This is a genomic window from Selenomonas sp. oral taxon 136 (genome assembly GCF_001554015.1).
Taxonomy (GTDB): domain Bacteria; phylum Bacillota; class Negativicutes; order Selenomonadales; family Selenomonadaceae; genus Centipeda; species Centipeda felix.
Map to the genome: position 1 here is coordinate 2,379,953 of NZ_CP014239.1, position 22,078 is coordinate 2,402,030.

Annotated in this window: 18 protein-coding genes and 1 pseudogene; 2 read left to right on the plus strand and 17 right to left on the minus strand. The window is 53.2% G+C overall.

From position 1 onward, the window contains the following. Nucleotide 1: 1 nt before the first annotated feature. Genes scpB through smc form a run of 6 tightly spaced genes read right to left on the minus strand, consistent with a single transcriptional unit; the run spans nt 2 to nt 7,069 of the window. Nucleotides 2-595 carry an SMC-Scp complex subunit ScpB gene (gene scpB / locus AXE86_RS11405; protein ID WP_061946855.1) on the minus strand — a complete coding sequence of 198 codons (594 nt, stop codon included), beginning with the start codon at nt 593-595 and terminating at the stop codon, nt 2-4. Continuing rightward, a complete protein-coding gene (locus AXE86_RS11410) occupies nt 582-1,310 on the minus strand; it encodes a segregation and condensation protein A (RefSeq protein WP_009442191.1) in 729 nt (242 codons plus the stop codon). Before AXE86_RS11410 ends, scpB begins: the two co-directional genes overlap by 14 nt. Before the next feature lie 8 nt (nt 1,311-1,318). Next, a complete protein-coding gene (locus tag AXE86_RS11415; RefSeq protein ID WP_009442192.1) occupies nt 1,319-1,948 on the minus strand; it encodes a site-2 protease family protein in 630 nt (209 codons plus the stop codon). Between the two features lie 9 nt (nt 1,949-1,957). Beyond that, nucleotides 1,958-2,509: an NUDIX domain-containing protein gene (locus tag AXE86_RS11420; RefSeq protein ID WP_009442193.1), complete on the minus strand. Its 552-nt coding sequence runs from the start codon at nt 2,507-2,509 to the stop codon at nt 1,958-1,960. Between the two features lie 37 nt (nt 2,510-2,546). Then, nucleotides 2,547-3,479: a signal recognition particle-docking protein FtsY gene (ftsY, locus tag AXE86_RS11425; protein ID WP_061946856.1), complete on the minus strand. Its 933-nt coding sequence runs from the start codon at nt 3,477-3,479 to the stop codon at nt 2,547-2,549. A 29-nt stretch (nt 3,480-3,508) separates the two neighbouring features. Then, a complete protein-coding gene (gene smc / locus AXE86_RS11430) occupies nt 3,509-7,069 on the minus strand; it encodes a chromosome segregation protein SMC (RefSeq protein WP_061946857.1) in 3,561 nt (1,186 codons plus the stop codon). A gap of 144 nt (nt 7,070-7,213) precedes the next feature. On the opposite strand from smc, the gene fba reads away from it, so the two are divergent. Then, the gene (gene fba / locus AXE86_RS11435) at nt 7,214-8,212 is read left to right on the plus strand and encodes a class II fructose-1,6-bisphosphate aldolase (RefSeq protein WP_061946858.1); all 999 of its coding nucleotides are present in this window, start codon (nt 7,214-7,216) and stop codon (nt 8,210-8,212) included. 126 nt (nt 8,213-8,338) lie between these two features. On the opposite strand, the gene tnpA is transcribed toward fba, so the two are convergent. The 4 genes from tnpA to AXE86_RS11455 all read right to left on the minus strand — a co-directional run bounded on the left by tnpA (nt 8,339) and on the right by AXE86_RS11455 (nt 11,666). Further along, complete coding sequence (gene tnpA, locus AXE86_RS11440; protein WP_061945451.1) at nt 8,339-8,812, minus strand: IS200/IS605 family transposase; 474 nt, start codon at nt 8,810-8,812, stop codon at nt 8,339-8,341. Between the two features lie 210 nt (nt 8,813-9,022). Further along, complete coding sequence (locus tag AXE86_RS11445) at nt 9,023-9,736, minus strand: HAD family hydrolase (protein ID WP_061946859.1); 714 nt, start codon at nt 9,734-9,736, stop codon at nt 9,023-9,025. A 134-nt stretch (nt 9,737-9,870) separates the two neighbouring features. Beyond that, the gene (locus AXE86_RS11450) at nt 9,871-10,818 is read right to left on the minus strand and encodes a transketolase family protein (RefSeq protein WP_198145271.1); all 948 of its coding nucleotides are present in this window, start codon (nt 10,816-10,818) and stop codon (nt 9,871-9,873) included. Then, nucleotides 10,815-11,666, minus strand: coding sequence for a transketolase (locus AXE86_RS11455; protein WP_061946861.1), 852 nt, complete (start codon nt 11,664-11,666; stop codon nt 10,815-10,817). Before AXE86_RS11455 ends, AXE86_RS11450 begins: the two co-directional genes overlap by 4 nt. Nucleotides 11,667-11,869: 203 nt before the next feature. Here AXE86_RS11455 and AXE86_RS11460 point away from each other — a divergent pair, with 203 nt between their 5' ends. After that, nucleotides 11,870-12,907, plus strand: a complete 1,038-nt coding sequence (locus AXE86_RS11460) for an IS30 family transposase (protein ID WP_061946862.1) — start codon at nt 11,870-11,872, stop codon at nt 12,905-12,907. Nucleotides 12,908-13,093: 186 nt separating this feature from the next. On the opposite strand, the gene AXE86_RS11465 is transcribed toward AXE86_RS11460, so the two are convergent. The 7 genes and pseudogenes from AXE86_RS11465 to argJ all read right to left on the minus strand — a co-directional run bounded on the left by AXE86_RS11465 (nt 13,094) and on the right by argJ (nt 22,066). Continuing rightward, the gene (locus AXE86_RS11465) at nt 13,094-14,782 is read right to left on the minus strand and encodes a ribonuclease J (protein ID WP_061946863.1); all 1,689 of its coding nucleotides are present in this window, start codon (nt 14,780-14,782) and stop codon (nt 13,094-13,096) included. 313 nt (nt 14,783-15,095) lie between these two features. Beyond that, nucleotides 15,096-16,523, minus strand: coding sequence for an argininosuccinate lyase (gene argH / locus AXE86_RS11470; protein ID WP_061946864.1), 1,428 nt, complete (start codon nt 16,521-16,523; stop codon nt 15,096-15,098). Then, nucleotides 16,523-17,733 (minus strand): annotated as a pseudogene (locus AXE86_RS11475) (argininosuccinate synthase). The gene argH and the pseudogene AXE86_RS11475 overlap by 1 nt, the downstream one beginning before the upstream one ends. A 14-nt stretch (nt 17,734-17,747) precedes the next feature. Then, on the minus strand, nt 17,748-18,683 hold the full coding sequence (gene argF / locus AXE86_RS11480) for an ornithine carbamoyltransferase (RefSeq protein WP_061946865.1): 936 nt from the start codon (nt 18,681-18,683) through the stop codon (nt 17,748-17,750). Nucleotides 18,684-18,744: 61 nt separating this feature from the next. Beyond that, nucleotides 18,745-19,950 carry an aspartate aminotransferase family protein gene (locus tag AXE86_RS11485; RefSeq protein ID WP_061946866.1) on the minus strand — a complete coding sequence of 402 codons (1,206 nt, stop codon included), beginning with the start codon at nt 19,948-19,950 and terminating at the stop codon, nt 18,745-18,747. Nucleotides 19,951-19,959: 9 nt separating this feature from the next. Continuing rightward, nucleotides 19,960-20,844 carry an acetylglutamate kinase gene (gene argB / locus AXE86_RS11490; protein WP_061946867.1) on the minus strand — a complete coding sequence of 295 codons (885 nt, stop codon included), beginning with the start codon at nt 20,842-20,844 and terminating at the stop codon, nt 19,960-19,962. A gap of 10 nt (nt 20,845-20,854) precedes the next feature. After that, a complete protein-coding gene (gene argJ, locus AXE86_RS11495) occupies nt 20,855-22,066 on the minus strand; it encodes a bifunctional glutamate N-acetyltransferase/amino-acid acetyltransferase ArgJ (protein ID WP_061946868.1) in 1,212 nt (403 codons plus the stop codon). Nucleotides 22,067-22,078: the final 12 nt, after the last annotated feature.

Below are 22,078 nucleotides of genomic sequence, written 5' to 3' on the forward strand. Positions count from 1 at the left end.
GTTATTCTTCTTCCGTAGAATCCGATGCCCCCTGCATCTCCTCAAATAGACGCAGCTGGTCATCATCCAGCGTCTTCTTTATATCGTCGATGTTCGGTAAGGCAGGAAGATCCTCTATCCGCGCTAGGCCAAAGGAGCGCAAAAACAAATCTGTCGTTCCATACAGTATGGGACGCCCGACGACGGGTTTACGTCCCATTTCACAGATAAGTTCCAGCTCCATCAACCGTCCAATGGAGCGTTCGGCGCGCACCCCGCGGATGTGTTCTACCTCCTGCTTGGTGATGGGCTGCCGATAGGCAATAATGGAAAGGGTTTCCATCGCAGACGAGGACAGTGTCGGCTGTATTTTTTCAGCGAGCTTCTGCACCCACGGAAAGGCACTGGGGTGCGTCACGAGCTGATAGCCGCCTGCCGATCTGCGCAAAAATATTCCGCGCCTCTGCGCAGCGATATCGCGTTCGAGGACGGTCAGCGCCTCCTGCACCTCCCACTCCGGAACCTCGATGATCTCTGCCAGTTTTGAGAGTGGAAGCGGTGCACCTGCGGCAAACAGAACGGCTTCAAGAATACTCGAGCGGCTAAGAGACTGCACTGCTACCCTCCTTTGTTGAAATCGTAATCACATGATACAGACATTCCTGCGTAACGAGTACCGTCTGCATCTTGACGAGCTCCAGCAGTGCCAAAAAGGCAGAGAGCAGCTCTTCCCGCGTTCCGCTGGGAAACGCGTCGCTCAGTTTCATGCGGCCATGATGTGTATGGAGAAGAGACAGAATATCCGCCATCTTATCCTGCACACGATACTCCTCCGCTGAAATGACAACCGTCGGGATGCGTGGCTTCTCCTGCGCGCGCAGGACATCCGAAAAAGCCCGCAACAGCGCATCAGGAGAAAGACCAAGCAGCGGCATGCGATGCGCAGGGAGCGGCATGGGAGAGCGTTCCACATAGGGACTTTGTGCATCGTTCATCGTTGCGAGAAGCGACGCGATTTCTTTAAATCGACGATACTCCAATAGACGTTCGACAAGTTCCCTGCGCGGATCTTCTTCCTGCTCCTCATCCGTTTCGGCTGGAGGAAGCAGCATACGGGCTTTAATCCGCAGCAATGTTGCCGCCATGACCAAGAACTCGCTGGCATATTCAATATCGAACTGGTAGAGCCTGTCAATATGATCTAGATACTGGCGCGTCAAATCGGCAATTGGAATATCGTAGAGATCGATCTTATTCTTTTCAATAAGATGCATGAGCAGATCCATGGGTCCTTCAAACGCATCTAATTTGACCAGATAGTCGTCCTTCATGACACAACCTAAAATAGGAGTGCCGACCCAAGCACTTTATAGAATCCGTAAACCAATCGAAAAAGCGGCATCAGTACAACGCTCAGAATCGGTGTGGCAATAAATACGATCATGATGAGAATACTGTATCGTTCTATCGACTGATAACGATAAGCAAGATCCGGCGGCAGCAGGTTGCGGAGAATATGCGAGCCATCGAGCGGCGGAATAGGAAGCATATTGAAAATGGCGAAGTTCACGTTGTAGACAAAGATCATCTGTATGATCGTATAGGTGATCTGCGAGACATCAAGGCGGTGTGCATTGATCAGCAGCATAACGTAAAAAGCCACAAAGCCGAGGAACAAATTCATCATCGGCCCCGCGAGTGATACGAGGATATCGTCACGTTTGGGTTGACGAAAATTGCTTGGATTGATCATGACCGGCTTTGCCCATCCGAATCGTACCAAGAAGAGCATCAGGAGACCAATGGGGTCGATATGGGCCGTTGGGTTCAACGTCAACCGCCCCATGAGACGCGGGGTAAAGTCCCCCAGAGAGACGGCGGCACGCGCATGCGCATACTCGTGAAAGGTCATTGCAATGACAAGCCCGGGAATGCCGAGCAGCATTTCCTGTAAATCAAATCCGAACATCAATATCTCCTATGACTCGATGGGACAATGCGGCGCTGCCATCATCAGCGAGATGATGGTTTTGGCATCGATGATTTCTCCTGTATTGACCAGATGCAGTGCTTCTTTTAGCGGCATTTGTACCACATTGACAAACTCATCTTCATCCGTATGCTGTCGTCCGGAGGAAAGCTGACGTGCGAGGTACAGATGAATGTACTCATTCGAAAAGCCAACGGTGGTTGCAATCGTCGTCAGTTTATCGTACTGCTCCGCCGTGTAGCCCGTCTCCTCCGACAGCTCCCGCCGCGCACAGTGCAGTGGATCTTCCCCTTCGGCATCAAGCTTTCCGGCAGGGACTTCCAAGGTAACCTTGCCGATCGGGTGGCGATACTGCCGCACGAGAATAACATTTCCATCGGGGAGGAGCGGAAGTACGGCCGCAGCCCCCGGATGGCGAATCCACTCGCGCACCCCCTCTTTTCCGTTCGGCAGACGCACTATGTCGCGGCGCACATGAAGCAGCGTGCCGTCAAATATATCCTCGCTGCGAACGGTATGTTCGATCAGATCTTCATCCATCGACGATCCCTTCTTTCGTTACAGATACCTGTCTCTATTATGCTTCTGCATCTTCGCGTTTGGCAAACAGTGCGTTGACGAAATCCTCCGCATGGAAGGGACGTAAGTCGTCAATGCCCTCGCCTACGCCAATCCACTTGATGGGAATGTCGAGCTGCGCTGTGATGCCGATCGTGACGCCGCCCTTCGCCGTTCCGTCCAGCTTGGTGAGGACGACACCGGTGACAGGGGCTACCTGTGAAAACAATTCTGCCTGGCTAATCGCGTTCTGCCCCGTCCCTGCATCGAGAACAAGCAGTGTCTCATGGGGAGCCCCCGGGACCTCGCGTCCGATCACACGGTAGATCTTCTCCAGTTCCTGCATGAGATTGGACTTTGTCTGAAGGCGCCCCGCCGTATCCACGATGACAAGCTCCGTTCTGCGTGCCTTTGCCGCCTGAAGCGCATCAAAGACAACGGCGGCGGGATCCGATCCTTCACCGTGTTTAATGACCTGAACATCCGCTCGCTTGCCCCAGACCTCAAGCTGCTCGATGGCGGCCGCGCGAAACGTATCTGCCGCCGCCAGCAAAACACTTTTGCCCTGATGACGATAGTAGGCACTCAGCTTCCCGATGGTCGTCGTCTTGCCGACACCATTTGTCCCAACCACCAAGATCACCGTTGGAGGTTGATCCGCCATGGGCGTATCACTCTCTCCACTATCCAAGATGCGAACAATTTCTTTTTCCAGAAAAGGAATCAAGTCATCCGGCGTCTGAATTTCCTTATTTCTGATCCCCTTTCGTACAGATGCAATCAGCATCTCCGTCGTCTTGACGCCTACATCGGCCATCAAAAGGGTTTCTTCCAGCTCATCGATGAGATCGTCATCAATATCAGCATAGCCAATAATCAAGCGTTCAATGCTATGGGTAAAATTCTCCCGCGTCTTCGTTAAGCCTTTTTTCAGGCGATCAAAGAATCCCACGACAACTCCTTTCTCTGAGGAAGCACTGATTAGGCGCTCTGCTCTGCCTCATAATCCTTCAGGCGGATTGACAGCACCTTGGAGACGCCGGCATCCTCCACGGTAACGCCGTACATCGTATCCGCTGCCCTCATGGTTCCCTTTCGATGCGTGACCACAATAAACTGCGTGTGTTTTGCAAACTCCTGCAGGAAGTCACCGAAGCGCAACACATTTGCCTCATCCAGCGGCGCATCGATCTCGTCGAGAATAGAAAATGGAGACGGTCGATAGCGAAGAAAGGAAAACAACAAGGCGATCACCGTGAGTGCACGCTCACCACCAGATAGAGCAGACAGATTCTGCCGTTTCTTATCCGGCAGAGTAACGAGAATCTCAACACCGCTGTTCAGAATATCTTCCTTGTCCGTCAGCCGCAATTCTGCGATTCCTCCGCCAAAGAGCCGCACAAATATCTCGTTGAAATACTCCTGAATCTGACGGAACGCTTCGCGGAATGTCCGGGTCATATCCTGGTCTATCTTTTGAATGATCTGCTCGATATCCTGTTTGGCCGACTTCAGATCCTCTACTTGACGTTCTTCTTCCTCGTATCGCGCTTTCTTTTCTTCGTACTCCTCTATGGCATTCGGATTGACTGTGCCAAGCGATTGGATGGCGGATTCGAGTTCGTGCAGATAGGCGCTGACTACCTGCGGCTCTGCATGCTTTGCCTGGACAGATGCTGATTCGGGCGTGAGGCCAAAGTCGCTCAGTAAACGCTCACGACAGTCCTCCATGCGCAGCTGAATCCGTTCCACGAGCTTATCGCACTCATGCCGTTTGGAGCGGATCTCTTCCAAATTTAAGAGACATTTCTTCAGTGCCTCATCCAAAACGCGCACGTCTGCTTCGTGGGCAAGACGTGCATCCCGGAGATCACTGCTGTTTTTCCTGCTCTCACGAAGGAGTTTCTCCTGTGCAGATATCTCCTCTGAGAGCGATGCGATCCGCGCTGTCCCCTCTGTCAGTTCCTCAGACAGCTGTTTCTCTTGGGCAGTAATAACACTTTGTGTCTTACGGGCATCCTGCTCTTCCAATACGCGGGACTTACGATGCATTTCCTCCGTATCAATGGAGGTTCGAAGTGAGGCAAGCTCCACTTCGAGTGCATGGATGGCGTCCGCTGTCTTTTTTAATGCAGCACCGTACTCCCTGCCAGCCTGATTCAGCTTCTCCTGTTCATGGATAAAGCGAGACTCATGTGCCTCACACTGCGCAATATGACGCTCCAACTGCACACGTTTCTTGGCGAGCTGTGCAGAGTATATGGCACGTTCCTGCTCAGCATGCTCCATCTTCTGAACGGCCTCTGCATGATCCAGTGCGCGCGCCTGCAGCAGTTCACGATTTCCATTGTTTTTTAATAGTTCACCCGACAGTTGCTCGATTCGCTTCGTACAACGCTGAACGTCACGATCTTTTATTTGCCACGCATTCTGATGCGCTTCTCGTGCAGCACGATATTCGCCGCATAGTTTGCTTTTCGCTGCAAGATTCGCCTCAGTTGTCTCGATCTCCGCATGGCGATTGAGCAGCATTGTCTGCTGTTTCCTTCGCCCTCCACCCGAAAGTGACCCGCCGGGATTCAGCAACTCTCCGGTAAGTGTGACGATGCGAAGACGATATCCTTCCTTCTTCGCTGTCACAAGAGCATCGTCAAGGGTTTCCATCACCAGTGTCTGTCCAAGGAGATGATCCACGACCCTCTGGAATCGTCCATCCGCCTGAACAAGTGTATTCGCCCAGCCGATAATGCCTTTATGCTGCTTGGTATCTATATCCCGTGGAGGGCGCACCGTAATCGTCGTCAGTGGGAGAAAGGTGACGCGTCCGCCATGATTCCGTTTCAGATAGCCGATCGCTTCCTTTGCCGTCTGTGCATCTTCGGTGACAATATTGCGCACACTCCCACCGAGCGCTGCCTCCATTGCCGCAAGGAAGCGTTGCGGAATACGTATGAGATCGGCGACGGTTCCCGCCACGTGGCTTCGCCACGGCTCCTGGGCACGGAGGACGATCTGTACGTCCTTGCCAAATCCCTCATAGCTCTCCTGCATACGCCGAAGAAACTCCAGACTCTGCTGTGCACGGAGCATCTCGCCCTCAGTCTGTCTGATCTGCCGTTCATCATTCTCCTGTGCGCGGCGAAGTTCTTTCATCTCTTGTTGGATGCGGCTGCATTTTTCTTTCACCCCGCACAATTCTTCTTCGATACGGCGGGCCGCATCCTCTGCTGCTGTAATTTCAGACTGTGTCTCTATCAAAAGTGACCTTCTTCGGGCAAGCTCCTCCTGTGCCGATGCCGCATGGTCGCTGTCTTGATGCGCCCCCGATACGGCAGCAAGTTTTTCACGCAGGCGTGCCAACACACGCTGCACGGCGTGCCGTGCATGCGCATTACGCTCCTGTTCCTTTTCCTCTGTATGCACGAGAGCCTGCACGCGTTCAAGTTCAGCACATGCCTCATGCAGCGTATGTTCTTTTCCGGTACATTCCTCTCTTTTCCGTACGAGGAGAGCATCAATCTGAGCAATTTCCTGTAGTGTCGTCTGAATCTTAACTTCGGCAGACTGGCGTTGTTGCTCAATATATGCTTTTCGTTTCTCTCCTTCATCCCGGCGCCCTTCCAGGAGAGCAGCTTCTCTGGTTAAATGATCCAGCTTAGATTGAAGCTCTGTACTCTTTTGCTCCTGTTCTCCCATACGGAGATCAATGGCAGCCATTTTCTCTTCGAGTGCAGTCTTCTGATCTTCTTTTTCTTTCCTCTCCTGCATCGCACGTATCTCTGCCTCTTCGTGCACATGCAGATCTCGATCAGCGGATTCTTGCTCTTTTTGCAGGCTTTCGTGCTGGTGGACAAGGGCAGTCAGCTGGTAGCTCCGTCGCTCTGAATCCAGTGCACGGAACTGTTTGGTCTTTTCCGCCTGTTGGGACAACGGCTGAAGCTCAGTGGCCTGCGCGTGCATAATGTCACTCAAGCGCACGAGGTCAGCATCATTGTCACGCAGCTTGCGGAGTGCCTCCTGTTTGCGCGTGCGGTATTTGGTGATCCCCGCAGTTTCCTCGAAAAAAACGCGCCGATCTTCCGGACGGCTGTCAAGGATATCGTTCAGGCGATTCTGTCCGATGATGCTCATACCATCGTGTCCGATCCCTGTGTCGGCAAACAACTGATATATATCCTTGATACGACAGCGGGAGTCATTCAGGTATATTTCACTGTCCCCATTGCGATACAGTCGGCGCTTGACCACAACCTCCTCGTAGTCAATGGGCAGCGTCTTATCCGTATTGTCAAATACAAGAATTACCTCTGCCACACTCAACGCACGCCGTGCAGAAGAGCCGGCAAAGATGATGTCCTCGGCACGCAGCCCACGCAGCATACGGATATTCTGTTCCCCCAGAACCCAGCGCACTGCGTCGGTAATATTGCTTTTTCCACTGCCATTCGGTCCCACAACCGCTGTGATTCCCTGATCAAACTGGACGACAATTCGCTCGGCGAATGACTTGAACCCATAAGCCTCCAAGCGCTTTAACTGCACGCGATGCACCCGCCTTTACCGATTAGTGTTCCCATTATAGCAGAACCGATGGGAAATTTCAAAAAGCGGTATCTTCACTCAATAATCTATGCTATAATTAAGACATTCGATGAATCATTGTTAATCTGTTTAGGGGGTAATCACATGCCACTCGTCGGAACAAAAGAAATGTTTAAGAAAGCCTACGACGGCGGATATGCCATCGGCGCTTTCAACGTCAACAACATGGAGATTGTCCAGGGGATTACGGATGCCGCCGGAGAGTTAAAGTCTCCGCTGATTCTGCAGGTCTCCGCAGGTGCACGCAAGTATGCCCGTCATGAGTACCTTGTCCATCTCGTCAAGGCAGCACTCGAAATCAACGATATTCCCATTGCGCTTCACCTCGATCACGGCGCAGATTTTGACATCTGCAAGGCGTGCATCGATGGCGGTTTCACCTCCGTCATGATCGACGGCTCGCATCTCCCCTACACAGAAAACGTGGCACTTGCTAAGCGCGTTGCCGAGTATGCACATGCGCACGGCGTTGTTGTCGAGGCGGAGCTTGGTCAGCTGGCAGGGATCGAAGACGATGTCAACGTCTCGGCAGAAAATGCGTCCTACACGAAGCCGGAGGAAGTCCAGGACTTCGTCGAGAAGACGGGCGTTGACTCCCTCGCCATCGCGATCGGCACCTCGCACGGCGCATTTAAGTTCACGCCGGATCAGTGCACGCGCAATGCGGATGGCGTTCTTGTCCCGCCGCCGCTCCGTTTCGACATCCTTGCGGATATCGAGACGCGCATCCCCGGGTTCCCCATCGTGCTCCATGGTGCATCCTCTGTTATTCCGAAGTACGTCAAGATCATCAACGAGAACGGTGGCCACATGCCGGATGCGGTCGGCATTCCCGAGGATCAGCTCCGCCGTGCCGCAAAGTCGGCTGTCTGCAAGATCAACATCGATTCTGATCTGCGTCTTGCGATGACGGCAGGCATCCGCGAGCACTTCAAGAAGGAGCCGTCACACTTTGACCCGCGTCAGTACCTGTCCGATGGTCGTAACTACATCAAGGAGCTCGTTGCTCACAAGATCAAGGAAGTCCTCGGCTCGGATGGAAAGGCACCCGAAGTTCAGGCTCTCATCGACCAGAATAAGTAATTTCGCGACTTAAGCAGAAATAAATATCCACCCGCATAGCGGGTGGTTTTTCATTTTCGGGCATAGCCCTTATGTAATTGGCGGCGTACAAGTACGCCTTTTATTGGCCTGCCAGCCATGCACAGATTACTTGCCACCCATAAATGGGTCTCTTGGGTCAAACAAGCTCAGTTGATCCTGCTCCCGATCCTTCTTCAGCTGGTCAGCTATGTACTCCTTAATCGCCTTGGTGTTCTTTCCTACGGTATCGACATAATACCCTTTGCACCAAAATTCTCGATTTCTGTATGCAAACTTCATGTTTCCATACTTTGGGAATATCATTAAGCTACTCTTGCCCTTTAGGTATCCCATAAAGCTCGCTATGCTGATCTTCGGCGGGATACTTAACAGCAGGTGGATATGATCCGGACAGATCTCCCCTTCAATGATCTCTACCCCCTTCCACGCGCACAGCTTTCTTAGGATCTCCCGGATTTCCAGCCGTTTCCCTTCGTAGAATACTTTTCGCCGATACTTCGGTGCAAACACAACGTGATACTTACAATTCCACTTTGTGTGTGCTAAACTATGCGTATCGGCATTTTGTTGTTTCGACATAATGCTGTTTCCTCCCTAGTGCCTTCACTATTTTTAGGCTGGCAGGCTTACGCATAGTTTAGCACACTGGGGATTTTCTGTTCACCGCTTAAGCTCTTTCCAACCACGCGACTATCGCGTGGTTTTCTTTATACAACAAAATAGCTCATCCGTATGGATGAGCTATTTTTATGTTGTTTCATCAGGAATCACAGATGAATTATGTTCAAATCATCCGCGCACGGCTTTTACAACAACGGAAAGCAATTTATCCTCGGATGAAACTTCAGTAAATGACAGACCCGCAGCATCCTTTGGCATGGCTCGATCACGGCGATTGAACCAAACAGCACTCCAGCCTGCCTCTATCGCACCTTTCACATCCATCTCAAATGCATCGCCGACATAGAGAAGCCCTGCCTTGTCCAGATCCATGCGTTCCTCTATCAGTTGGAAAATACGAGGATCTGGTTTACGAAACTTGTAGTCACCTGATACGATCGTTGTCTCTTCCGGCATCCATTTTGACAGACCAAGAGAATCTATCTTTTTTCTCTGGTGTGCAGATTCGCCGTTGGTAATCACACCGAGTTTGGCTCGCGAACGGAGCTCGTTGAACATGCGAATCATCATTGGCGAGAGCCGAATCTGATATTGGAGCCCCATATAGACGCGCTGAAACGCCAACGCCTGCGCATCCGTCGTCTGAACGTCAGCTTCTTCCAACGTTTTTTGGATGCGATAAATATAGAATTGCTCCATACTGATTTTCCCTGTTTGCGACTCCTCAAACCGCTCATCGCTATGGCGGCGAAAGGATAGAAAGAGAGATGGCAAGTCGAACTCACTGCGCTCTCCATAGAGCCTTCGTAATGCAGCATAGAATGGCTGAGCCATATCATACAGCGTGTCATCAACGTCAAACACTACGCCCTGTATTCTCATAGCATCCTCATTTCATATAACTCTTATGACTCTTATTCCTATTATAAGGGAAAAAGGAATATCGCGCAATCTAGGAAAGCACGGATAAAACAAAAGATGTTCTCCAATGAAAGAGAACATCTTCTGCATGGATATTATTTTTCCGCCAGCGTGCGTGCCGCCTCGGCAATATGGTCTGCAGTCAGACCAAACTCCTTCAGGAGCTCGGCCGCAGGGCCAGAGTATCCGAACGCATCATTGACACCGACACGGCGGACAGGAACGGGGCATCCTTCCGCAAGCGTAGCGCAGACCGCTTCGCCAAGTCCGCCGATGATGTTATGCTCCTCTACCGTGACAATCTTCCCGCACTCACGCGCTGCACGGAGAACGATCTCTGTATCGAGTGGCTTGATCGTCGCCATATTGATCACACGCGTGCTGATGCCCTCGGCCGCAAGACGTTTTCCTGCCTCGATCGCCTCCGGCACGAGAATCCCCGTGGCAATGACCGCGACATCCGTGCCATCCTGCAGCACCTCTCCTTTGCCAATGACAAAAGGAAAATCCTCTGCATGGTAGACCGGCGTTGCTGCACGGCCGAAACGGATGTAGACAGGACCGTCCATCTCGTAGGCAGCATGCAGCATTTTGCGCGCCTCCACATCATCCGAAGGGCACATGACCGTCATGCCGGGGATCGTACGCATGAGAGCAAAGTCCTCACAGCACTGATGCGATGCACCGTCTTCACCGACGGAGATGCCGCCGTGCGTGGCACAGATCTTTACGTTCAGATGCGGGTATCCGATCGTATTGCGCACCTGCTCATAGGCACGCCCCGCCGCAAACATGGCAAACGTCGAGACAAACGGCACGAGTCCCATGGTCGACAGACCCGCGCCGACATCTACCAGATTGCACTCTGCAATACCGCAGTTGAAGTGACGGTCGGGGAATGCCTTCTTAAAGATAGCCGTCTTGGTTGCACCAGCAAGATCCGCATCCAGCACGACGACGTTATCGTGTTCTTTTCCTAATTCCACCAATCCGTTGCCGTAGCTCTCACGAGTTGCAATTTTCTTTACCTCTGCCATGCTCATGCCTCCTCGATGCTCTTCCGAACCGCAGCCAAGTCCTCCAGCCCCTGGGCAAGCTCGGCATCGTTTGGAGCTTTTCCATGCCAGCCCGCCTGATTCTCCATAAAGGAGACATCCTTGCCCTTGACTGTCTTCATCAGAATCACCGTCGGTTGCTTGCTGCCATGATTCGCATGGAAGGTGTGGAATGCCGACGCAAGAGCAGTGAAATCATGCCCGTCAATCCACTGAACGGCACAGCCGAATGCCTCGAATTTCTTGTCCACGGGGGCGCTGTTCATGACATCTGCTGTTTTGCCGTCGATCTGAAGCCCGTTGACGTCCACGGCGATGCAGAGATTGTCAAGCCCATAGTGCGCGGCGAACATCGTCGCCTCCCAGATCTGTCCTTCGGCAAGCTCGCCGTCGCCGAGCAGCGTGTAGACGTTGATATCCTTGCCAAGATACTTCGCGCCCTTGGCCATGCCCGCAGCCGTCGAAAGTCCCTGACCAAGAGAGCCTGTAGACATATCGATGCCGGGCGTGAGGTTCATATTCGGATGTCCCTGCAGGCGCGAGCCGATATGACGGAGGGTCAGCAGTTCCTCCACGGGGAAAAATCCACAGTTCGCCAGTGTCGCATAGAGCCCCGGTGCAACGTGTCCCTTGGAAAGAACGAAGCGGTCGCGGTTTGGATCATGCGGATTTTTCGGATCGACACGAATTTCCTTCTTGTAGAGATAGGTGAAATAATCCGCTGACGAAAGTGATCCACCCGGATGTCCACTTTTCGCCGCATGCGTGCCGCGCAGAATCCCCTCGCGCACCTTCACCGCAAAGAGCCGCAGCTCTTTCTGTTCAGCCGCCGTCATAAAACTCCTCCTCATCCACATCAAAAAGACGATAAACCACTATTATTCTATCTCATTTTGTGAACAACTGCAAGCTGCCAATACAGCAATATCATCAAAATATTAGGGTTCATTGTAAAATGAAATCGGACACATAAAAAAGTAGAACATACAGAATCAATCTGGTAAAATATCTTTGCACAAACACTACCAGGAGGTTCTGTATGTCCCACACTCATTCTACCACAAAACGCCGCACATTCAAGCACTTAAACGCCTATCAGCGCGGGCAGATCGAAGCGATGCTGCGTCTCGGTGTCCCCAAGGTGAAAATCGCCAAAGGCCTTGGCATCGCCCGCTCCACCTTGTACGAGGAAATAAAGCGCGGCACGGTAGCGCAGAAGCGTTCCGATTGGACGTACTATGAGCAGTATTTTGCACAGTCCGGTCAAATGCGCTATGAGCGCAATCGTGAGAACTCCGGAAAACCGTCCAAATTTAATGCTGCACAGGACTTCATCCGGTATGTAGAAAACGCCATTCTCAAAGACAAACACTCTCCTGATGCAATCTGCGGGCGTGCCAAGCGTATGAATCTGTTCGAGGTGTCTGTCTGCACAAAGACCATCTACAACTACATTGCGATGGGGCTGCTCAAGGTCAAAAACATCGACCTGCGACAGAAGGTACGCCGTCGTAAGCGCAAAGAGAAAAAGAACCATGACGACGGCAGGACGCTCGGTGAGAGTATTGACCGCCGTGACCCTCTTGTTGACGAACGCTCCACCTTTGGAAATTGGGAACTTGACACCATCGTCGGGAAAAAGGGAACGGATCCTGTTCTGCTTGCCGCAGATGAACGTAAGAAGCGAAAGAGACACCTTATAAAGATTCGTGCAAAGACCGCAGAGGCAGCTGCCGAGGGGATTGCCAAACTAAGAGAGCTCTATGGGGCACAATTTTCACAGGTATTTCGTACGATCACCTGCGACAATGGGAGCGAGTTCGCTCGTCTGCAAGAAGCTGTTCCAGAGGCGAAGGTGTACTATGCTCATCCTTACGCACCTTGGGAACGTGGAACGAACGAGAAGCAGAATGCCCTCGTTCGGTATTTCATTCCGAAGGGCATGGATATGACGAACTTGAGCGAGGAAGAAGTGCAGCGCGTAGAGGATTGGATCAATTCACTGCCACGTAAAATTCTAGGTTATGAGACGCCACAAGAGCGCTTCGATGCCGCGCTAAAAAATCTTCACCCATAATTTTTGATTCTGTTATGCTCTACTGTCCGATTTGATATTGCAATTTGGGAAAATATTAGCGAATGAAATCTCTATTACACACGATACCAATCACAGCTCAGACATGAGGGGGTGTTGAAAGAAATACGCAAATGGGGCCGTTATACGAAGTTCGCTTCTTCGCATAACGACCCCGTATAATAGATATTAAACATCCATAATGATCGGGAGGATCATCGGACGGCGGCGCGTCTTATCAAAGAGATAACGGCTGAGCGCATCGCGTACATTCGACTTGATCGCCGACCACTCACGCACATTCTCGTCCTCACAGCGGTCAAGCGCCTGCTGAACACGAGCTCGTGCCTCATCCATCAGGGCTTCCGACTCGCGTACGTAGACAAAGCCACGCGAGACGATGTCAGGCCCCGAAACAACACGATTGCTCTGACGGTTCATTGCCACAACAACGATGAGGATGCCATCCTGTGAGAGCTGACGGCGATCCCGCAGAACAATGTTGCCGACATCGCCGACGCCAAGGCCATCGACCATAACCATGCCAGACTGCACGCGCCCGACGACCTGGCCTTTCTCCTTCGTAAACTCGAGCACCTGCCCGTTCTCACTGATGAAGATATTTTCCTTCGGCATTCCGAGCTCGCGGGCAAGACCTGCATGCTGAACGAGATGATGATACTCACCGTGTACGGGCATGAAGAACTTCGGCCGTACGAGGTTGTGCATCAGCTTCAGTTCCTCACGGCTGCCATGCCCTGAGACATGGATCCCTTTATCGCGCCCATAGATGACGTTTGCACCGAGCTTCATCAGATTATCCACCGTCTTGGAGACCAGCTTCTCATTCCCCGGGATCGGCGTTGCCGAGATAATGACTGTATCGCCCGGTACAATCGTGATTTTACGATGATCGGATGCAGCCATGCGTGAGAGTGCAGACATCGGCTCACCCTGACTGCCCGTTGTCACGATGACGATCTGTTCCGGACGGTAGTTATTGACCTCATCGATACCGATGATCGTCCCCTCAGGAGCAGTCAGATAGCCAAGCTCAAGTGAGATACCGACGACGTTTTCCATACTGCGTCCGAGAACGGCAACGCGCCGCTTGTACTTGACCGCCGTATCAATGACCTGCTGAATGCGGTGCACATTCGAGGAAAATGTGGCGACAATAATACGCCCACGCACATTGTGGAACGCCTTATCAAACGCGGCTCCCACCGTACGTTCACTTGCCGTATGTCCCTCGCGCTCGGCGTTCGTACTGTCGGCGAGCAGAAGGAGTACACCCTTATTGCCAAGATCGGAGAAACGGCGGAAATCCGTCATCTGCCCATCCACCGGTGTATAGTCGAGCTTGAAGTCACCCGTATGGACAATCATCCCCACGGGCGTCTTGATGGAGAGTCCGACCGCATCGGGAATGGAGTGGTTCACGCGGATAAATCCGACGCTGAAACAGCCAATATTGATGATGTCCCCCGCCATGACGGAGTGCAGATTGGTCGAGTCTACCCCATTCTCCTTCAGGCGTCCCTCCAGTATGCCGAGCGTCAGACGTGTACCATACACGGGGCATGGGATCTGCTTCATCACATACGGGAGAGCACCAATATGATCCTCATGCCCATGCGTCAGCACGATCGCCTTGACCATGTCACGATTCTCAAGAAGGTAGGTAATATCGGGAATGACAAGATCAATCCCCAGCATATCTTCCTCCGGGAACATTAGCCCGGAATCCACCACGAGGATCTCATCATCCACGCGGATGGCCGTCATATTCTTTCCGATCTCACCCAATCCGCCCAACGGGATAACCTGTACCTTTTGTCCGCCTTTTCCATGGTTGCCATTACGATTGAACGACAAAAAAACACACCTCCATAAATCCTTCGGGAAAAATCCCCTTCCTATATTTTTCTCAGTCTTTCGATCATGAAATCAGAATTCATCCGCACGAAAACACAGCGACCACACGTCCTATACGCCTGTCGCTATACGGAAAAGAGCCATTTTCGATGTCATTGCCGTGAAAATACGTCCGCACAGCAAATACGAAAATCGCAAAAAAATAATCCGATCCAGTCACTTGGTGCTATTGTACCATCTGTACAGTGACAATGCAAATAAAATTTAAGGACTTGCTGATAAAAAACCAATCAGCAAGTCCTTCTCATTGAAATTACGACAATATATTCTGTTTTTCCGTCAGTACGGAGACGATGCTCTTCTCCTCCGTCATGAGGTTTTTCGCAGCCTCAAGCTGCATTTCTGCCTGCTCGTACGATGTACCGCCGTAAGAGTTGCGGCAGGAAACGCAAGTCTCAGGAGAAATGGCATCATAGATATCCTCCGCAAAGAGCGGTGAGAGCTGCTGATAGTCCGCGATCGGCAGATCCGCGAGATAGATCCCGCGTGCGATGCACTGTGCTACTGCCTGCCCCGCGACGGCGTGTGCCTTACGGAACGGCAATCCCTTGCGCACAAGGTAGTCCGCGAGATCCGTGGCATTCGAGTAGTCCGCTTCGACCGCATGACGCATGACGTCCTCACGCAGTTTCATGCCCCGTATCAACTGTGCATATACCGCAAGGCTGAATTTCATCGTGTCGATGGTGTCAAACAGCCCCTCCTTATCCTCCTGCAAGTCCTTGTTATAGGCAAGAGGAAGCCCCTTGACCGCCATGAGCATCGCCATGAGATGTCCGACAACGCGGCCGGTCTTTCCACGCACAAGCTCGGAGACATCAGGATTTTTCTTCTGCGGCATCATCGACGATCCCGTACAGTGCGCGTCGTCCAACTCGACAAACGAGAACTCTCGTGAGCACCAGAGGATGATCTCCTCTGAGAGGCGCGAGAGATGCACCATGAGAATTGATGCGGCAGAGAGGAACTCGATGATATAGTCACGGTCGCTGACAGCATCCAGACTATTTGTGTAGATGCGTTCGAAGTGCAGCCGCTGTGCCACGAACTGTCGATCGATCGGCAGTGTCGTCCCCGCAAGTGCTCCGGCACCGAGCGGCATGATATCCGTACGCGCATAGACGCCCTGAAACCGCTCAAAGTCGCGTGCGAGCATTCCAAAATACGCCATGAGATGGTGGGAAAAGAGGATGGGCTGCGCACGCTGGAGATGCGTATAGCCTGGCATAATCACATCCCGATACTGTGCGGCGGACTCCGTGAGGGCCTGCTGCAGCGCGCGAATATGTGCCATCACGTCCACGACAGCATGGCGTACAAAGAGATGCGTATCGAGTGCCACCTGATCGTTGCGGCTGCGTGCCGTGTGCAGGCGGCTGCCCGCATCGCCGATTGCGTCCGTGAGACGCTTTTCGATATTCATGTGAATATCTTCAAGTGCTACACTGAAATCAAAATCTCCGTGCTCGATCTGAGCAAGGATGTCCTTCAGCCCCTTCTCGATTGCCGCGTGATCCTCCTCTGAGAGAATGCCGACCTTGGCGAGCATGGCAGCATGGGCAAGAGATCCCGCAATATCCTCGCGGTACATACGGCGGTCAAATCCGATGGATGCCTGAAACTCATTGATCATCTCATCGGTCGTCTTGGAGAAGCGGCCGCCCCAGAGCTTTTCGCTCATTATTTCTGCCCCTCCTGCATGAGTGCACGCACCTTGAGCGGCAGGCCGAAGAGGTTGATAAAGCCCGTTGCATCCGCCTGATCGTAAACGTCATCATGTTCGAAGGTAACGAACTCCTGACTATAGAGGGAGTATGGAGACTTCGCACCGGCAGAGATGATGTTGCCCTTGTAGAGCTTCAGGCGTACCTCACCCGTCACGGTCTCCTGCGTGCTGTCCACGAAGGCGGCGAGTGCCTCGCGCAACTGACAGAACCACATGCCGTCATAGACCAGCTCACCATAATGGATGGCAAGTCCCTCCTTGTAGTGGAAGGTAAAGCGGTCGAGGCAGAGGTATTCCAGCTCACGATGCGCATAGTAGAGGATCGATCCCCCGGGTTCTCATAGACACCGCGCGACTTCATGCCGACGAGGCGGTTCTCGCAGATATCGACAATGCCGACACCATTGCGTGCACCGACCTCATTGAGTTTCGTCAGCAATTCGACTGCCCCCATCTTCTCACCGTTGACAGCGACGGGGATCCCTTTCTCAAAGGAAATGGAGACATACTCCGGCGCATCCGGTGCATCCTCAGGCGCACAGGAGATGAGGAACATGGAGTTCTTCGGTTCGTTCGCAGGATCCTCGAGGTCTGAGCCCTCATGCGAGAGATGCCAGATGTTGCGGTCCATGCTGTACGTCTTATTCTCCGTCGCGACAGGGATTCCGTGTTTCTTCGCATAGGCGATCTCTGCCGTACGCGAGTCAAGATCCCATTCACGCCACGGTGCAATGATCTGGAGATTGGGAGCAAGTGCCTTGACCGTCAGCTCAAAGCGCACCTGATCGTTGCCCTTGCCTGTCGCGCCGTGAGCAATGGCATCCGCCCCCTCGCGCTTCGCGATGTCAACGAGCGCCTTGGCAATCACAGGGCGGGCAAAGGAGGTGCCGAGCAGATACTTGCCCTCATAGACCGCACCTGCCTTCAGTGTTGGCCAGACATACTCCTCAAGGAACTCCTTCGTAAGATCGACGATGAACACCTTCGATGCACCAGAGGCAAGTGCTTTGTCGTGAACGACACTCAGCTCATCACCCTGTCCGACATCAGCACAGGCAGCGATAACCTCGCAGCCATCGTAGTGCTCTTTCAGCCAAGGAATGATCACCGACGTATCAAGACCGCCGGAATAGGCAAGAACGACTTTTTTGATCTGTTTAGCCATAATAAAACAACTCCTTAATTTCCCATGGTGAGTGCCATGATTGCCTTCTGAACATGGAGACGGTTCTCCGCCTCGTCAAAGATCACATCGGCAAATTCTTCAAAGACATCCTCCGCGATCTCCTCTCCTCGGTAGGCGGGCAGACAGTGCATGACGATGCAGCGCGCATCGCCCGACTCGGCAACGAGCTCCCAATTCACCTGATAGGGCCGGAAGACCGCTGTGCGTGCGTCGTGCTCCGCCTCCTGCCCCATGCTCGCCCACGTGTCCGTAACGATGACATCTGCGCCCACAACCGCTTCCATCGGATTGTGCGTGATCGTAACAGTCGCACCCGTCGCTGCCGCATCAGCCTTGGCGTTTGCCACAACTTCGGCATTCGGCTCATATCCCTCGGGGGTCGCTGCCGCGAAGTTCATGCCGACCTTTGCCGCCGCATACATAAGCGAGTGCGTCATATTATTGCCGTCGCCAACGTATGCCATCTTCAGCCCCGTGAGATTCTTGCCCTTATACTCACGGATCGTGAGGAGATCGGTAAGCGCCTGGCACGGATGCAGGAGGTCACTGAGCGCGTTGATCACGGGAACATCCGCCCACTCCGCAAGTTCCTCGATACGGTCATGTCCATACGTACGGATCATAATGCCGTCAAGGTAGCGTGAGAGCACGCGCGCCGTATCCTTGATCGGCTCACCGCGCCCGAGCTGCAGATCGCGGCTGCTGAGGAACAGTGCCTGGCCGCCAAGCTGATACATCCCCACCTCGAAGGACACGCGCGTCCGCGTTGAGGACTTCTCAAAGATCATGCCGAGCGACTTGCCCTCCAGAAGGCGGTGCGGTATCCCCGCCTTCTGCTTTTCCTTGAGCTCTTGTGCGAGGGACAGAATCTCCTCGACCTCATCTCGACTGAGTTCATGAATGGACAATAAGTCCTTCCCTTTCAGCATATAACCCCTCCCATTTCTGTATTATATCGTATTACAGCATCGCCGTAAAGAAAACAGCACATCACGCATAGTGCGAGATCACATCATCAAGAACGCTGACGACCTCGTCGATCTGCGGCTCGGTGATGATGAGCGGCGGCAGGAAACGCAGCACCTTCCCCACCGTACAATTGATAATGATTCTCTTTTCAAGACACACATTCACAATATCACGTCCATGTGCATCCGATGCGAGTTCCGCGCCAAGTATCAGCCCCGTGCCGCGCACGTCGACGATGAAAGCCGGATACTTCTTCTGCAGCTCTACGAGCTTCTGCTTGAAGTACGCGCCGAGTACCGCGACACGTGCCAAGAACTCCTTTTTCGGGACTGTATCGAGGACAACGTTCGCCGCCGCACAGGCAAGGGGGTTGCCGCCAAATGTCGTGCCGTGATCCCCTGCATGGAACGCAGCTGCGACTTCATTCGTGACAGCAAAGGCACCGATCGGCACGCCGCCGGCAAGACCTTTTGCAAGCGTCACAATATCGGGCTTTATGCCGTATTTCTCATAGGCGAAGAACGTCCCCGCGCGCCCGATGCCCGCCTGAATCTCATCGAGGATGAGGAGCGCACCATGCTGGTCGCAGAGGGCACGAACTTTTTTCAAATAGTTGTCCTCTGGCGGATAGACGCCACCCTCCCCCTGAATCGTCTCGAGCATGACCGCTGCCGTCTTATCGCTGATCTTCGTCTTGAGATCTGCAATATCATTGTAGCGGATATAGTCAAAGCCTGCCGGTAGTGGCCCAAGACCCTCGTGATACTTCGGCTGCCCCGTCGCGGTCAGCGTCGCAAGCGTACGCCCGTGAAAGCTATCCCACGCCGTAAGGATCTGCGATTTCTCCGGATGGATGCGGCAGGCGTACTTACGTGCAATTTTTATTGCTCCCTCGTTTGCCTCTGCGCCCGAGTTGCAGAAGAATACTTTGCCGAGCCCGCTAAGTGCTGCAAGTTTTGCCGCTGCGTCCGCCTGCGGCTTCGTGTAGTAAAGGTTCGAGGCATGGATGATCTTTGCCGCCTGCGATGCAATTGCCTCGACAAGCGGCGGATAATGATGCCCGAGAACATTGACAGCGATGCCGCCGAGAAAGTCAAGATACTTTCTGCCCGCAACATCCCAAACATAAACGCCCTCACCATGATCGAGCACGATTTTATAGCGATTGAATACGGGGAGATAGTCTTTCTCATCGGTGTCAAAAATTTTCTTCTCTGCTTCGCTCATATATACTCCCTATCGTACAACCTGTGTACCAACACCAGTCGACGTAAAAATCTCGAGGATAATGGCGTGCGGCAAACGTCCATCGATAATGTGCGTCTTTGCCGCGCCGCGCTCCAGTGCCGTCAGACACGCCTCTACCTTGGGAATCATCCCGCCCGAGATGATGCCGTCGCGGATGTAGTCGCGTGCCTCCTGCAGATGGATGGTCGAGAGAAACGAACTCTTGTCGTTAAAATCTTTATAGATGCCCTCGATGTCCGTCAGGAGAAGCAGTTTCTCCGCCGCAAGGGCCCCTGCGATCTCCGCCGCAACGTAGTCGGCGTTGATGTTGTAGCTCTCGCCGTCCATCCCTACGCCGATTGGCGCAATAACCGGCACATAGCCGTGATCCAGCAGATCTTCAATTACAGAGACGTCGATTGTTTCCACTGCGCCCACGAAGCCAATGTCCACCTCATGCGCCGCATCGTTCTCGTATACGGTCGCCATCTTCTTGCGCGCACGGATCAGCCCCGCATCCTTGCCTGAGAGACCAACGGCACGAACGCCGCGCTGGTTCAGGAGATTGACAATCTCCGAGTTGATCTTTCCGTCGAGCACCATCTCGGCGATCTCAACGGTCTCCTCATCCGTCACACGGAGCCCTGCGACGAAGGAGGACTCCTTGCCGACCTTTTTCAAAAAGCCCGTGATCTCCGGTCCTCCACCATGAACGATGACGGGACGGATGCCGACATACTTCATCAGCGCCACGTCGCGCATAACGTTTTCCTTCAGCACATCGCTTACCATCGCGTTGCCGCCGTACTTTATGACGACTGTCGTGCCCGAGAACTCCTGGATGTACGGGAGGGCATCAACCAAGATCTCCGCCTTGTCCTTATCGCTGTACATAGCCCTCACCTCAGGTATGATACTCACCATTGATCTTGACGTACTCATAGGAGAAATCGCAGGTCCAGACGGTTGCTTCCTGTGTGCCTATACCCATGTCGATGTCAACCACGATATCATGCTCCCCCATGACCTGCTTGAGTGCCGTCTCATCATAGTCCGCGCCGACACCGTGCACGTAGACGGGGATGCCTCCGAACTTCACAACAGTTGTCTCGGGATTCATCGGAACACCTGCATAGCCGACTGCACAGATCACGCGTCCCCAGTTCGGATCCTCCCCGAAGAATGCTGTCTTGACGAGCGGGCTCTTTGCCACGCTCATCGCAATCGTCTTGGCGTCGGCAAAGCTCTTCGTTCCCATCACGTGAACCGTCAGGAACTTCGTTGCACCTTCACCGTCGGAGGCGATGCGCTGCGAAAGCCCTGTACAGATCTCTGCGAGCGTTGCCTTGAACGTCTCGTAGTCCGCGCCCTCTGACGTGATCTTCGCATTTCCTGCCGCACCATTGGCAAGCACAACAGCCATATCGTTCGTGCTCATATCACCGTCAATCGAAATCATGTTGAACGAAATTTCAACGACCTCGGAGAGTGCCTTTTGGAGAAGCTTGCCGTCAATCGCTGCATCGGTTGTGATAAAGGCGAGCATCGTCGCCATATTTGGCTGAATCATTCCCGAGCCCTTTGCGATCGCACCAAACCGTACCTGCTTGCCGCCGAGCATCACCTCCGTGGCACACGACTTGGAGTAGGTATCCGTCGTGATAATGGCGTTGCCTGCGCTGACGCTGCCGTCTGTCGAGAGTGCGGCAACTGCGGCTTTCAGCCCTGCCTCCATCTTGTCCATCGGAAGATTTACGCCAATCACGCCGGTTGAGGCGACGAGAACATCCTCCGGCGTGCAGCCGAGTGCCGCCGCCGTGATCTCCTGCATTGCGCGCGCATCCTTTTCCCCTTGTGCACCGGTGCAGGCATTCGCACAGCCTGCATTTGCTGCAATCGCATGTGCTGTCCCCGTGGCAACGACCTTCTTCGAGGCGAAGACCGGTGCAGCGGCAACTGCATTCTGTGTAAAGACGCCTGCCGCAGCTGCCTCCCGCTCCGTATAGATCACGGCAACATCGAGATTGCCGCTCTTCTTGATGCCTGCCTTGACCCCTGCTGCCTTGAATCCCTGCGGGAAGGTAACCCCGGCTTTTGCATTCTGCTCGCTGAACATATCAATATCCTC

Excerpts from the sequence above, each read along its gene's own strand:
- AXE86_RS11410 (WP_009442191.1), bottom strand. The coding sequence starts at position 1,310 with ATGAAGGACGACTATCTGGTCAAATTAGATGCGTTTGAAGGACCCATG.
- AXE86_RS11415 (WP_009442192.1), bottom strand. The coding sequence starts at position 1,948 with ATGTTCGGATTTGATTTACAGGAAATGCTGCTCGGCATTCCCGGGCTT.
- AXE86_RS11420 (WP_009442193.1), bottom strand. The coding sequence starts at position 2,509 with ATGGATGAAGATCTGATCGAACATACCGTTCGCAGCGAGGATATATTT.
- fba (WP_061946858.1), top strand. The coding sequence starts at position 7,214 with ATGCCACTCGTCGGAACAAAAGAAATGTTTAAGAAAGCCTACGACGGC.
- tnpA (WP_061945451.1), bottom strand. The coding sequence starts at position 8,812 with ATGTCGAAACAACAAAATGCCGATACGCATAGTTTAGCACACACAAAG.
- AXE86_RS11445 (WP_061946859.1), bottom strand. The coding sequence starts at position 9,736 with ATGAGAATACAGGGCGTAGTGTTTGACGTTGATGACACGCTGTATGAT.
- AXE86_RS11450 (WP_198145271.1), bottom strand. The coding sequence starts at position 10,818 with ATGAGCATGGCAGAGGTAAAGAAAATTGCAACTCGTGAGAGCTACGGC.
- AXE86_RS11455 (WP_061946861.1), bottom strand. The coding sequence starts at position 11,666 with ATGACGGCGGCTGAACAGAAAGAGCTGCGGCTCTTTGCGGTGAAGGTG.
- AXE86_RS11460 (WP_061946862.1), top strand. The coding sequence starts at position 11,870 with ATGTCCCACACTCATTCTACCACAAAACGCCGCACATTCAAGCACTTA.
- argH (WP_061946864.1), bottom strand. The coding sequence starts at position 16,523 with ATGAGCGAAAAGCTCTGGGGCGGCCGCTTCTCCAAGACGACCGATGAG.
- argF (WP_061946865.1), bottom strand. The coding sequence starts at position 18,683 with ATGCTGAAAGGGAAGGACTTATTGTCCATTCATGAACTCAGTCGAGAT.
- AXE86_RS11485 (WP_061946866.1), bottom strand. The coding sequence starts at position 19,950 with ATGAGCGAAGCAGAGAAGAAAATTTTTGACACCGATGAGAAAGACTAT.
- argB (WP_061946867.1), bottom strand. The coding sequence starts at position 20,844 with ATGTACAGCGATAAGGACAAGGCGGAGATCTTGGTTGATGCCCTCCCG.
- argJ (WP_061946868.1), bottom strand. The coding sequence starts at position 22,066 with ATGTTCAGCGAGCAGAATGCAAAAGCCGGGGTTACCTTCCCGCAGGGA.